Here is a 12,950-nt window from a genome sequence, read left to right as displayed (position 1 = left end):
TTACTATCAACGGCATAAAATTTGTAAAACGTGCTGGAGAAGGAATTGATGCTAAAAGTAGCGATTAATGGTTTTGGCCGCATTGGCCGAAATATATTGCGTGCCGTATACGAAAGTGGCAAAAACCATCAAATTAAAGTGGTGGCAGTAAACGAGCTTGCTCAGCCTGAAGCCATGGCCCATTTGTTGCAATACGATACCTCTCATGGGCGCTTTTATAAAAAAATCTCTCACGATCAAGAGCACCTATTTATCGAACACGATAATGGCGACAGAGACTCAGTTCGTATTTTGCATTTAAAAGATATTGATTTACTGCCTTGGCAAGATTTGGATGTTGATATCGTTCTAGACTGTACAGGTGTGTATGGCTGCCAAGACGATGGGCAACGTCATATTGCTGCAGGTGCAAAAAAAGTGATTTTCTCTCACCCTGGCGCAACCGATCTCGATAACACCATTATTTATGGCGTGAACCACGACACGCTTAAGCCTGAGCATAAGGTCATCTCGAATGGCTCATGTACCACGAACTGCATCGTGCCTATCATAAAAGTGCTTGATGATGCATTCACGATCGAATCTGGTACCATCACCACGATCCACTCTTCTATGAATGATCAACAGGTTATCGACGCCTATCATCCTGATCTACGTCGTACGCGTGCTGCAAGTCAATCTATCATTCCTGTGGATACAAAACTTCATGTGGGCATTGAACGAATTTTTCCGAAATTTTCCAACAAATTCGAAGCGATTTCAGTGCGCGTCCCTACAGTGAATGTCACCGCAATGGATTTAAGTGTAACTGTTGCAACAAAAGTGAAAGTTAATGACGTAAATCAAACCATAACTGACGCTTCTAGGTGTACATTACATAACATTGTTGATTATACTGAAGCACCGCTTGTTTCCATCGATTTTAATCACGATCAACATAGTGCGATAGTAGACGGCACTCAAACCCGTGTAAGCAACGGGCATCTGATTAAAATGTTAGTATGGTGTGACAATGAGTGGGGCTTTGCCAATCGCATGTTGGATACTGCGTTGGTAATGCATTCGCTTAAATAAGAGCGATGAGAAGGAACTTGGAAAAGATTTATTTTCCGTATTGAAATAAATCACTATCGCCCCAAGTTAAAACAGTAGTTAAAGAATTAATCGGCTTAGCATGATGCTGGGCTTTCAAAACTTTGTAATTTAACGTTGAGAGGACAAACAATGTCTGTAATCAAGATGACTGACCTGGAACTAGCAGGTAAACGCATTTTCATCCGTGCTGACCTAAACGTACCAGTGAAAGACGGTAAAGTAACTTCAGATGCACGTATTCTTGCATCACTACCAACTATCAAAATGTGCCTAGAAGCTGGCGCAAAAGTAATGGTTACTTCTCACCTTGGTCGTCCTACTGAAGGCGAATACAACGAAGAGTTCTCTCTAGCTCCTGTTGTTAACTACCTAAATGACGCTCTAGATTGTGATGTTAAGCTAGCAAAAGATTACCTAGACGGCCTAGAGCTGAACGCTGGTGAGCTAGTTGTTCTTGAAAACGTTCGCTTTAACAAAGGCGAGAAGAAGAACGAAGAAGCTCTTTCTAAGCAATACGCTGCACTTTGTGACATCTTTGTGATGGACGCATTTGGTACAGCTCACCGTGCTCAAGCGTCAACTCACGGTGTTGGTACAAACGCTCCTGTAGCGTGTGCTGGTCCTCTTCTTGCTGCAGAGCTTGAAGCACTAGGCAAAGCAATGGACAACCCAGCTCGCCCTCTAGTTGCGATTGTTGGTGGTTCTAAAGTTTCTACTAAGCTGACTGTTCTTGAGTCTCTTTCTAAAATTGCTGACCAACTTGTTGTTGGTGGTGGTATCGCAAATACGTTCATCGCTGCTGAAGGTCACAACGTAGGTAAGTCTTTGTACGAAGCTGACCTAGTAGATACTGCTAAAAAGCTAATGAAAGAGTGTGCAATTCCAGTTGCTACTGACGTTGCATGTGCAAAAGCATTTGATGAAAACGCTGAAGCTGAAATCAAGCACGTTTCTGAAGTTCAAGACGACGACATGATCTTCGATCTTGGCCCAGATTCAACAGCGGCGCTTGCTGAAATCATCGGCAACGCAAAAACAATTCTTTGGAACGGCCCTGTAGGCGTATTTGAATTCAAAAACTTTGAAGCAGGTACCGCGGGTATTTCTAAAGCTATCGCAGATTCTGAAGGATTCTCTGTTGCTGGTGGCGGTGATACGCTTGCAGCTATCGACAAATTTGGCATCAAAGCAGACGTTTCTTACATCTCTACAGGTGGCGGTGCTTTCCTTGAATTCGTTGAAGGTAAAGTACTTCCAGCGGTTGCGATGCTAGAAGAGCGCGCGAAAGCATAACGATTTTATAGCGGGGAAAGTAATTTCCCCGTTTTCACGTTTGCTGCGGCGCATTATTTATTGATACAATGCGGCCCGTTGTGAGCAAACGATTGCAAATTTTAAATTAATACGACAGAAAATAGGATTATTTCCATGTCTAAGATCTTCGATTTTGTAAAACCTGGTGTGATTTCTGGCGATGACGTACAGAAAGTATTTGAAGTAGCAAAACAAAACAAATTTGCACTTCCTGCTGTAAACGTTGTTAACACTGACACTATCAATGGTGTTCTGGAAGCGGCTTCTAAAGTTAAAGCTCCAGTAGTTGTTCAGTTCTCTAACGGCGGCGCTGGTTTCTTTGCTGGTAAAGGCGTGAAACTTGAAGGTCAAGGTGCACAAATCCTTGGTGCTGTTGCTGGTGCTAAATACGTACACGCTGTAGCGGCTTCTTACGGCGTTCCTGTGATTCTTCACACGGACCACGCTGCTAAGAAATTGCTTCCTTGGATCGACGGTCTTCTAGATGCAGGTGAAGAATTCTTCGCTGAAACTGGTAAGCCTCTTTTCTCTTCTCACATGATCGACCTTTCTGAAGAGTCTCTAGAAGAAAACATCGAAATCTGTGGTCAATACCTTGAGCGTATGGCTAAGATGGGCATGACTCTAGAAATCGAACTAGGTTGTACTGGTGGCGAAGAAGACGGCGTTGATAACTCTGATATGGATGCATCTGAGCTATACACTTCTCCTGAAGATGTAGCTTACGCATACGAGAAACTAACGGCTATCAGCCCACGTTTCACTATCGCTGCTTCTTTCGGTAACGTACACGGTGTTTACCAAGCGGGTAACGTTGTACTGACTCCAACTATCCTACGTGACTCTCAAGCACATTGTGCAGAGAAATTCGGTATTGCTGCTGACGCACTGAACTTCGTATTCCACGGTGGTTCTGGTTCTTCTGAAGCTGAAATCCAAGAGTCTATCGGCTACGGTGTTATCAAAATGAACATCGATACTGATACTCAGTGGGCTTCATGGGATGGCGTTCGTACTTACGAAGCTGAAAACCGTGATTTCCTACAAGGTCAAATCGGTAACCCAACTGGTGAAGCTGCGCCAAACAAGAAGTACTACGATCCACGCGTATGGCTACGTGCTGGTCAAGCTTCAATGGTTGCTCGTCTAGAGAAAGCTTTTGCTGACCTAAACGCAATCGACGTACTATAATTCGTCTTTCGCGATGAGCTAGCGAAGCCTATTTGTTGGTTCAAAAGACAGATTATTAAAAGCCCACTCTTCTGAGTGGGTTTTTTTATACCACCGTATCGTCATTTACTGGCTTAATATTGATACTGGTGATGTAATATGCTTTATGGTTATCGATAAACTCTTTTAAATACAGTGGAAGTAAGATATTTTGTCAAAAATTATCGCTTTCAGCGGTGCATTAAAATAAGTAAAGGAAGCTCAACATGGCACAAGAATCATCCGTAATAGATGCAGTGGATATTGGTGAAAATATCTCTATGGTTAGCACTTGGCTGACGGACAACAGTGATCTTTTAGTTCAATATGGCGTCAACATTATTTCAGCATTACTGATTCTATTTATCGGTAACATGATAGTAAAAGGCATTGCCAACAGTGTCGGCAAGCTACTTAAAAAACGCAAAATGGACAAAGCGGTGGTGGAGTTCATCAGTGCCTTAGTTCGTTATACGTTATTTGTTATTGTTCTTATTGCCGCTCTTGGTCGAATTGGCGTTCAAACTGCTTCTGTCGTTGCGGTGATTGGTGCGGCTGGTTTAGCGATTGGTCTGGCACTGCAAGGTTCTCTATCTAACTTTGCTGCAGGCGTATTGATTGTTGCGTTCCGTCCGTTTAAGTCGGGCGATTACGTTGAAATTGGTGGTGTTGCTGGTTCTGTTGAATCAATCCAAATCTTCCAAACAGTGCTAACCACACCTGATAACAAAATGGTCGTAGTACCAAATGGTGGTGTTATTGGTAGCCCAATCACCAACTATTCTCGTCATGCTACTCGTCGTATCGATCATGTTATTGGTGTTTCGTATGGTGCCGATCTGAAGAAGACAAAAGATGTGATCACTAAGCTTCTTGAAGCTGACGAGCGTATTTTGAAATCGCCAGCTCCAACAGTAGGTGTCGTTGCACTGGCTGACTCTTCTGTTAACTTTGTGGTTCGCCCATGGGTTAAAACTGCTGATTACTGGGATGTGTACTTTGATTCACTACAAGCAATCAAAGAAGGTCTGGATGCAGAAAATATTGAAATTCCATTCCCGCAAATGGACGTTCATTTGAATAAAGCAGATTAGTATTTGCAAGGCTAAAGGCTAAAGGCTAAAGGCTAAAGGCTAAAGGCTAAAGGCTAAAAGAAAAGGGAGAGATCATACGATCTCTCCCTTTTTTGGTTCTATGTCTCATCCTGAAATGCGTTTAGGTTACATGTATTGAATCCATAGCCCTTTTGTTAGGAAGAAGGCGATGGTAAACATCATGGTAGCAACAGCAAAGTCGATGCCTTTTTTCACTTTTGGCTTAGAGAGTGTAGGCCCTACTTTTGCTGCGCCAATAGATAGACTATAAAACCAAACGAACGAAGCCATGATGGTGCCAATAGCAAACGCTATGCGATCATTGCCGTCAAATTGGCCGCCAATAGACCCTAAGATCACGACCGTATCTAAATATAAGTGAGGGTTTAAAACCGTTACCGCTAATGCGCCGAGAATCACAGCGCGCTTACCCCTAGCTGTCATTTGCTTTTTGGATTCGCTCTTACTTGGTGACTTCAGTGCGCTTCGTAGTGAAATGACGCCGTAGATCGAAAGGAATGCGATTCCGCCTAAGGTGACTGAGGTCAGTAGCATTTCATTTTTTGACAACAATGCACCACCACCGAATACACCCAGTGAGATAAAAAACGCATCTAGGCAGCTACAAATTGTGGCGGTTGTTAGGTGATGATTGCGCTTAATGCCTTGATTCAAAACATAAGCATTCTGAGCGCCGATCGGAATGATCATTGTTGCGCCTAATCCAAAACCCTGCAATAAAACCCAAATGTTCACGGCAAAATCCTTACAAAAAACTGAAGATAAATCAAAGTTCGGCAAGCATACCTAGGGTCACTAAATAAATGAAACTAATAATATTAATGAATCATAAGTTTGACTTATAATTAGGCGGAAGGCGGAAGGCGGAAGGCGGAAGGCGGAAGGCGGAAGGCGGAAGGCGGAAGGCGGAAGGCGGAAGGCGGAAGGCGGAAGGCGGAAGGCGGAAGGAGAAGAGAGTGAGAGGATTAGATTATCGTTGGATTGAGGCGCTAGATAGTGTGCTTAATCAAAGAGGGTTTGAGCGGGCAGCGGAGCAGTTGTGTATTTCACAGTCTGCCGTTTCTCAGCGGATCAAGCAGCTAGAGAAGTGGTTGGCACAACCTGTTTTGGTTAGGGAGCAGCCACCCAGAGCGACTCAGGCCGGAAAAAAGCTGCTTGGTTTGTATCGTCGAGTTTGTTTACTAGAGCAAGAGCTACTGCCTGAACTGAGTACTGAAAACCGCGAAAGACCGCTATCGATTAGCCTTGCTACCAATGCTGATAGCCTAGCAACATGGCTATTGCCAAGTATGACAGACTTACTGAAGCAGAAACGGATTGAACTCAACCTTATTGTCGATGATGAAGGTCGAACATTGGATAAAATACGCAATGGTGAAGTGGTGGGGGCAATAAGTTTAGAATCTCAGGCTATTCAAGGTTGCGATGCAGACTATTTAGGCCGAGTAGATTATTTGTGTGTCGCTAGCCCAGAATTTCATGCTCAGTATTTTCCACAAGGGGTTACCCGTGAAGCGCTTAAACGAGCTCCAGCGGTGGCTTTTGATCAACATGACGATATGCATGAGCGTTTTGTTCATCAGCACTTTAACTTACCTCACGGCAGTGTACTCAAGCATACCGTGAGAAGTTCGGAAGCGTTTGTTAAGTTAGCTCTGGATGGCGTCGCGTATTGTTTGATACCAAGACAGCAGATCGAAACTGAGCTGAAACAGGGCAAATTGATTGAGGTTGCTCCGGGTTTTTTGTTGTCGCATCGTATGTATTGGCACCACTGGCAGCTCGAAAGTGGGGTGCTTAAGGAAGTGTCACAAAGCATTATCTCATACGCTAGGCGGCATCTTCCTCAGTAAAAGTTCTGTCAATTGTGGAGAGGTAAGGATCAAATTTGAATGAACAAGCGCTATGATGAAGTGGAATTCATTTGGAGTCACATAATGAAAAAACTTTCTATAGCAGCGTTGCTTGTTTCAGCGCTTAGCCTACCGCATATGGCGATGGCTCAACCTGATTTCCCTCATCTAGCGACAACAGGCTACGGTGAAGTCGTTGCAACACCAGATATGGCTGTGATTTCGGTTCAGGTTGAAGAGACCATGCTTAATGCTGAACAAGCGAAACAGGCGGTTGATAAAGCCATTGGTGCATTTGTAGAGCGCTTATTAAAAGAGGGCATAAGTCGAGATAGCATCAGCAGTACCAACTTGTATTTATCCCCTCAATATCATTACCCTAAGGCGGGACAAGCAGAGCTCGTTGGGTACCAGGCTTCACGTAGTGTGACTCTGACTATCGATGATCTTGAGAACCTTAATGCGTATTTGGAAGGTGCATTGGGTGATGGCATCAATCGCATTAATGACATTGCACTCAAAGTGAAAGATGAATCTAAGTACCAAGAGCAAGCCCGATTGGCTGCCATTAAAGATGCCAACACAAAGGCCAAGTCTTTAGCTAAAGGCTTTGAACAGACCTTGGATGGTATTTGGAAGATCAGCTACAACAATAGCAGCAGTCGTCCAGTTCTAATGAAATCGATGGCGATGGACGCCCGGGGTGAATCCAATAGCTACCAAGACTCTCAGATTGTTATTCGTGATCGAGTGGATGTGACCTATAAGCTGAAGTAATCGACTGCTTTTTGATTAAATGTCATGCATTTTATTTTGAATGCGAGTCTTATGGCTCGCATTTATTTTATCTAATTGTTAATGATTGGTGTTAATCTCTGCTGGGATTCGCATTCTCTAATGAATGTGATGAACACGCATATACTAAAAATTGCCAGCTAAGGTAATTAGATCCGTAAAATACACGCGACATTTATCAAGGTTTGAGGGTTTATGACCTTGATCGGTTTACTTTCACAATAAGAAAACGAATGAAAAATCTATCTTTAAAACACAAAATATTGTTATCCGTCACCATTGCCTTGTCATTGGTAATTGCGTTACTTTCTTGGCGTAGTTACTCCATTCAAAAAACACTTTTACTCGAGGAGAGTACAGAACAAGTGCATCGCCTTGGTATTCAAAAAGTGGATAGCATTAGTACTTGGTTATCCGCTCGACAAGACGTGATTAAAGGCTTAGCAAAAAAAACATCTTCTTCTCCTTTAGACTCTTTGCAACAAGCTCAAATCTCCGGCAGTTTCCAACTTACCTACTTTGGTGAAAATACAGGAAAAATGCATGACTCTGATCCAAGTATCGACCGTACAGGTTACGATCCTCGTCAGCGTCCTTGGTATAAAGAAGCCATGAACAGCAGCCAACAAATCGTAACTAAGCCTTATTATGACGTGGCTTACAATATTATGGTCGTAACATTAGCTGAGTCGATACCACAAGGTGTTGTCGGGGGCGACTTATCTATCGACTCTCTGGTGAAAGACATCACGGACATGACATTGCCCGCTAACGGTGTGGCTTTGTTAGCGCACAAAGACGGTACTGTTATTGCCTATAAAGATACTAATAAAGCAATGAAGCCTGCTTATGAGATCGATAATGATCTCACTTCTGCCAATATTGAAAACATGAATGGCAAGCAAGATATGCTGCCAATTATGATGGAATCTGAACGAAGAGAGAAGTTAGCTTGGGCGGCAGATGTTCCTGGTACTGATTGGCAATTGGTCTTATTGCTTGATAAACAGACACTAGAGTCTCCGTTATCTTCTTTACTGGTGGGGCAGTTGACCATCGCGTTGGCTGTACTTGCTGTGAGCATTATAGCGATTTCATGGCTTATCAGTGTATTGCTCGGTCCGTTATCAAACGTTTCACAAGCACTTGCTCGTATTGCCGATGGTAATGGTGACCTAACTCAGCGAATTGACGTGGTAAATAAAGACGAAGTCGGTTTGTTGGCGGAAAATTTCAACCGATTTGTTGGTAGCCAGCATCGCTTGATAAGCCATATTCGCACCTTGGCGCATGAGTTGGATGCCGATGCGGAACGGAGCTTAGTCACCAACCAAAATTCGGTTGCCGAGCTGCAAAGGCAGCAACAAGAAGTCACCATGGTGGCAACCGCAGTAACAGAGATGGCATGTGCGACGTTAGAAATCGCAAATAATGCTGAAAATACGGCAACCGCTTCTCAGCAATCGGCGCAAAGTAGCTCTGATGGTAAACTATTGGTTGATAAAACGCGTAATTCGATTAATAGCTTGGCTGAAGAAGTGGAGCAAGCTACCCAAGTTATTGCTGACTTAAGTCATCATGCCCAATCTATATCAGGTATTTTATCGACGATTCAGAGCATTGCAGAGCAGACGAATTTACTGGCTTTGAATGCGGCTATTGAAGCTGCTCGAGCTGGTGAGCAGGGCCGTGGCTTTGCGGTTGTTGCTGATGAAGTTCGTGTCCTCTCTCACCGAACTCAACAGTCCACCCTTGAAATTCAGTCAACGATAGAGACTCTTCAACAGACAACGGCAAGTGCAGTTGCTTTGATGGAAAGTAGCCAAGGGCTGGCAAACAATAGTGTTGAAGATGCTGATGCGGCGGTGCGTTCACTTGAAGAGATCACTCAAGCAATAACGTTGATCTCTGATATGGCTGGGCAGATTGCAACCGCTGCGGAAGAACAAACACAGGTGACCGATGAGATCACGAAGAATACGACGGAAATTAAAAGCGTGACTGATGAAATTACCGATGCTGCAGAAAATGGCTTAGGCCAAGCACATGGCCTCAAGGGGCGTGCTACTGACTTGAATCAGCAAGTGGCGACCTTCATCCTTTAACTTTTGAAGAGTATATGAAAAGGGCAGCTTTCGCTGCCCTTTGTTGTTTTTTAATAGGAGCAATTAATGAAGAATACGAGCACGAATAGTGCCGTCGATTTTCTTCAATTGAACCAAGGCTTCTTCAGAGCGATCGACTTCTACGTCGATGACAACATAGCCCATTTCTGCACTGGTTTGTAGATACTGACCTGCGATGTTAATGCCAGCCTCTGCAAAGATGGTGTTGATTTGAGTAAGAATACCCGGGCGGTTTTGGTGAATGTGAAGTAAACGTGACGTCCCTCGGTGGGTCGGCAGTGATACCTCAGGGAAGTTAACACTTGATAGTGTTGAACCGTTGTCTGAGTATTTCGCGAGTTTACCAGCCACTTCTACTCCGATGTTTTCTTGAGCTTCTTGTGTTGAACCGCCTACGTGCGGAGTCAGGATAACGTTGTCGAATTTCATGAGAGGAGATTCGAATGCTTCCTTATTCGTGCCTGGTTCCACGGGGAATACATCCACAGCAGCGCCTGCAAGGTGGCGTGACTCTAATACTGAACACAGTGCTGGAATATCAACGACTGTGCCGCGAGCGGCGTTAATGAAGATTGAGCCAGGTTTCATGCGGGCAAATTCAGCTTCACCCATCATGTCTTTGGTTTCTGCCGTTTCTGGAACGTGTAAGGTGATCACATCACACTTATTTAGCAATTCACTCATGGTGTGAACCTGCGTTGCATTACCCAAAGAGAGCTTGTTCTCAATATCGTAAAAGTAAACGCGCATGCCTAGGTTTTCAGCAATAATGCCGAGCTGGGTTCCAATGTGGCCATAACCAATAATACCTAAACGTTTACCGCGCGCTTCATAAGAGTTGTCGGCACTTTTCTTCCAAATACCACGGTGTGCTAATGCGTTCTTCTCTGGAATGCCACGTAGCAGAAGTAATATCTGGCCTAGAACCAACTCAGCAACACTACGAGTGTTTGAGAATGGGGCATTGAAGACAGGAATACCACGTTTGGCAGCCGCCGTTAAATTAACCTGATTGGTACCAATACAGAAGCAACCGACACTAACCAGCTTTTCTGCGGCGTCAAAAACTTCTTGAGTGAGGTTTGTGCGCGAGCGAATACCAATAAAGTGTGCATCTTTCACGGCTTCTAACAGTTCGTCTTGGTCTAATGCGCCTTTGTGATACTCAATGTTGGTGTAACCGGCAGCTTGAAATACTTCAACAGAAGATGGGTGTAAGCCCTCTAAAAGAAGAATTTTAATTTTGTCTTTTTCCAGTGATACTTTGGCCATGTATTAGCGTCCTTAACTTTTTAGAGGGTATAAATTGCTCACACACTTTGATGATAAAAATTCCTTGTGTGTATTCTGTTCAATAAAGTATCAAAATTTTATTATGTTGGGTAAGAAAATTACGGAATAAGGCATACTATTTATGTTTGAAGCAAAAAAACTTAGGTTAGAAGCAAAAAAAACGGCACCTTAAGGTACCGTTTGTAATCTAATAACAGAAATAATCGGTTATTTTATAATTATTCAGCGATATGAGCGCCTTCAGGGGTGCCGGTAATCACTACGTCAGCACCACGGTGAGCAAATAGACCAACCGTTACCACTCCAGCAATGGCGTTGATTTTGTCTTCTAGCGCTTTAGCATCGGTAATTTTAAGGTTATGTACGTCTAGAATGATGTTGCCATTATCCGTCAATACACCTTCACGGTAAGCGGGATCACCGCCTAGTTTTACTAGCTCACGGCCAACGTAAGAACGTGCCATTGGGATCACTTCAACAGGAAGTGGGAATTCACCTAATACGTCGACCGCTTTTGTGCCGTCTACGATACAAATGAATTTGTCTGCAATTGCCGCCACTATTTTTTCACGAGTCAATGCAGCGCCGCCGCCTTTGATCATATCGCGAGTTGCGTTAATTTCGTCTGCACCATCTACATAAACATCCAGATTAGCAACTTCGTTACAATCGAACACTTCGATGCCAAGCTCTTTTAGCTTTTCGGTAGAAGCAATAGAGCTTGATACCGCGCCTTTAATGTCGTCTTTGATTGAACCAAGGGCATCAATGAAGTGATTTACCGTAGAGCCAGTACCTACACCAACAATGCTGCCTTCTTCTACGTATTTAAGCGCCGCCCAACCAGCTGCTTTTTTCATTTCATCTTGAGTCATGCCTATCTCCTGAATATAAATGGTAACGTTTGCTAAAAACGGCGCGATTATAGCCTGTTACTCTTTAGATTCCCATTGCCAAGTGTGGCTTGGTGTCAAAATAATGGGAAGTGGTACGTCCCAGGTTTCGCAAGTTAACTTAGTCACTTGTTGGCAGTCATGGGCAAGGCCTATAGCGATGGCATTTGGGTTATGATCAAGCCAAGGGGCAAGAGTTCGGTCATAATATCCGCCGCCCATTCCCATTCGTTGACCATGGGCATCAAAGGCGACTAACGGCGTGAATATGATGTCGATGTCGTTGACGGGCACAATATCGCATGCGGCAAGCTTAGGCTCCTGGATTTGATAGCGATTGAGCACCATTGCGGTATCCGGCTGATATTTCAGAAATAACAACTGGCCTTTTGAAAAAGGGTGGATCACCGGCAAGCAGACTTGGTATCCATGTTGCCAAAGCCATTGAATGCTCGGCATTGGATCTATTTCACCATCGGCGGCCAAATAGATAGCGACGTTTTTAGCTGTTATCAGTGCCGGAAGTTGGGATACTTGTTTGAGAAGCTGCTGTGAAGCTTGCTGCTGTTGTACCGAAGTAAGGGCTTGACGCTTGGTTCTAATGGATTGACGCAGTTGCTTTCGATAAGCGAGTTGGTGTTGTTCTGGCTGTGATTGCGTTGTCGATGAATTAAGCGGTGTTTGTTGCATGAGGTACCCCAGAGTGCCGTTGAGAACAATGACCCTTGAACCAGTTCGTTCAAGGCGGGTCAGCAATGATTACCGTAGGCTTCTCGGTACAAGCCGAGCATGCTCAATAGCAACTAAATACTAACCCTTAAGGATTGCTTATCGGCTCGGGGACTTAGTCCTCTGACAAACACCCCAGGGTAAAATTATTTTTGCTGTCCTAGCTGTTTTAACGCCCCATCAAGTGACGCTGCAAGCGATTCCATGCGCTCGGTAATTTGGCTCGACTTTCCATCGGCTTTTTCTTTTGATACTTGCAATTCATAGCAAATATTAAGTGCGGCAATCGTCAGCAGTTTTTCAACGTTGTTGACTTTTGTTCGCTCAGTCATGTCTTTCAAACGAGTATCTAGGTCTTGTGCTGCCTTGATCAGTGACTCTTCTTCACCGGGAGGACAGTTTACACGGGTTAACTTACCTAAAATTTCAACTTCAACAGCTTGATTACTCATTCAAATAAACTCTTTCATGTTACGAAGACAGCCTGACTACGTGTATGCCGCCGAGAGGGAAACTATAGGTAATGCC

The 12,950-nt window shown here is 44.0% G+C and carries 12 protein-coding genes and 1 other RNA gene; 7 read left to right on the top strand and 6 right to left on the bottom strand.

All coding sequences use genetic code 11. The annotated features are described in order from the left end of the window. Positions 1 to 48 precede the first annotated feature (48 nt). The 4 genes from epd to mscS all read left to right on the top strand — a co-directional run bounded on the left by epd (position 49) and on the right by mscS (position 4,712). Positions 49 to 1,074, top strand: a complete 1,026-nt coding sequence (epd, locus tag QWZ04_RS15460) for an erythrose-4-phosphate dehydrogenase (protein WP_290329147.1) — start codon at positions 49 to 51, stop codon at positions 1,072 to 1,074. Positions 1,075 to 1,224: 150 nt separating this feature from the next. After that, the gene (locus QWZ04_RS15455; protein ID WP_290329146.1) at positions 1,225 to 2,388 is read left to right on the top strand and encodes a phosphoglycerate kinase; all 1,164 of its coding nucleotides are present in this window, start codon (positions 1,225 to 1,227) and stop codon (positions 2,386 to 2,388) included. Between the two features lie 135 nt (positions 2,389 to 2,523). Then, on the top strand, positions 2,524 to 3,600 hold the full coding sequence (gene fbaA, locus QWZ04_RS15450; protein WP_290329145.1) for a class II fructose-bisphosphate aldolase: 1,077 nt from the start codon (positions 2,524 to 2,526) through the stop codon (positions 3,598 to 3,600). 245 nt (positions 3,601 to 3,845) lie between these two features. Next, positions 3,846 to 4,712, top strand: coding sequence for a small-conductance mechanosensitive channel MscS (mscS, locus tag QWZ04_RS15445; protein ID WP_290329144.1), 867 nt, complete (start codon positions 3,846 to 3,848; stop codon positions 4,710 to 4,712). A gap of 126 nt (positions 4,713 to 4,838) precedes the next feature. Here mscS and QWZ04_RS15440 read toward each other — a convergent pair whose 3' ends face one another. Then, positions 4,839 to 5,468 carry a LysE/ArgO family amino acid transporter gene (locus QWZ04_RS15440; protein ID WP_290329143.1) on the bottom strand — a complete coding sequence of 210 codons (630 nt, stop codon included), beginning with the start codon at positions 5,466 to 5,468 and terminating at the stop codon, positions 4,839 to 4,841. 221 nt (positions 5,469 to 5,689) lie between these two features. Between QWZ04_RS15440 and QWZ04_RS15435 the strand changes: the two genes are divergently transcribed. The 3 genes from QWZ04_RS15435 to QWZ04_RS15425 all read left to right on the top strand — a co-directional run bounded on the left by QWZ04_RS15435 (position 5,690) and on the right by QWZ04_RS15425 (position 9,486). Further along, on the top strand, positions 5,690 to 6,586 hold the full coding sequence (locus QWZ04_RS15435) for a LysR family transcriptional regulator ArgP (RefSeq protein WP_290329141.1): 897 nt from the start codon (positions 5,690 to 5,692) through the stop codon (positions 6,584 to 6,586). 84 nt (positions 6,587 to 6,670) lie between these two features. Further along, positions 6,671 to 7,363 (top strand): oxidative stress defense protein, encoded by a 693-nt coding sequence (locus QWZ04_RS15430; protein WP_290329140.1) that lies wholly within the window; start codon positions 6,671 to 6,673, stop codon positions 7,361 to 7,363. Between the two features lie 251 nt (positions 7,364 to 7,614). Beyond that, a complete protein-coding gene (locus QWZ04_RS15425; protein WP_290329139.1) occupies positions 7,615 to 9,486 on the top strand; it encodes a methyl-accepting chemotaxis protein in 1,872 nt (623 codons plus the stop codon). Positions 9,487 to 9,549: 63 nt separating this feature from the next. On the opposite strand, the gene serA is transcribed toward QWZ04_RS15425, so the two are convergent. From serA to zapA, 5 genes are all read right to left on the bottom strand, one after another. After that, a complete protein-coding gene (gene serA / locus QWZ04_RS15420) occupies positions 9,550 to 10,779 on the bottom strand; it encodes a phosphoglycerate dehydrogenase (RefSeq protein WP_290329138.1) in 1,230 nt (409 codons plus the stop codon). Between the two features lie 239 nt (positions 10,780 to 11,018). Further along, positions 11,019 to 11,675, bottom strand: coding sequence for a ribose-5-phosphate isomerase RpiA (gene rpiA, locus QWZ04_RS15415; RefSeq protein ID WP_290329137.1), 657 nt, complete (start codon positions 11,673 to 11,675; stop codon positions 11,019 to 11,021). Between the two features lie 57 nt (positions 11,676 to 11,732). Further along, positions 11,733 to 12,383 (bottom strand): 5-formyltetrahydrofolate cyclo-ligase, encoded by a 651-nt coding sequence (locus QWZ04_RS15410; RefSeq protein ID WP_290329136.1) that lies wholly within the window; start codon positions 12,381 to 12,383, stop codon positions 11,733 to 11,735. Between the two features lies 1 nt (position 12,384). Then, positions 12,385 to 12,567, bottom strand: a non-coding RNA gene (gene ssrS / locus QWZ04_RS15405) — 6S RNA. Between the two features lies 1 nt (position 12,568). Next, positions 12,569 to 12,874: a cell division protein ZapA gene (gene zapA / locus QWZ04_RS15400; RefSeq protein ID WP_290329135.1), complete on the bottom strand. Its 306-nt coding sequence runs from the start codon at positions 12,872 to 12,874 to the stop codon at positions 12,569 to 12,571. Between the last annotated feature and the right edge of the window lie 76 nt (positions 12,875 to 12,950).

This window comes from Vibrio tapetis subsp. quintayensis (genome assembly GCF_030409945.1).
Lineage (GTDB): Bacteria > Pseudomonadota > Gammaproteobacteria > Enterobacterales > Vibrionaceae > Vibrio > Vibrio quintayensis.
Note: the sequence above shows the minus strand (reverse complement) of the source record. Positions and strands in the feature narration are given on the sequence as shown.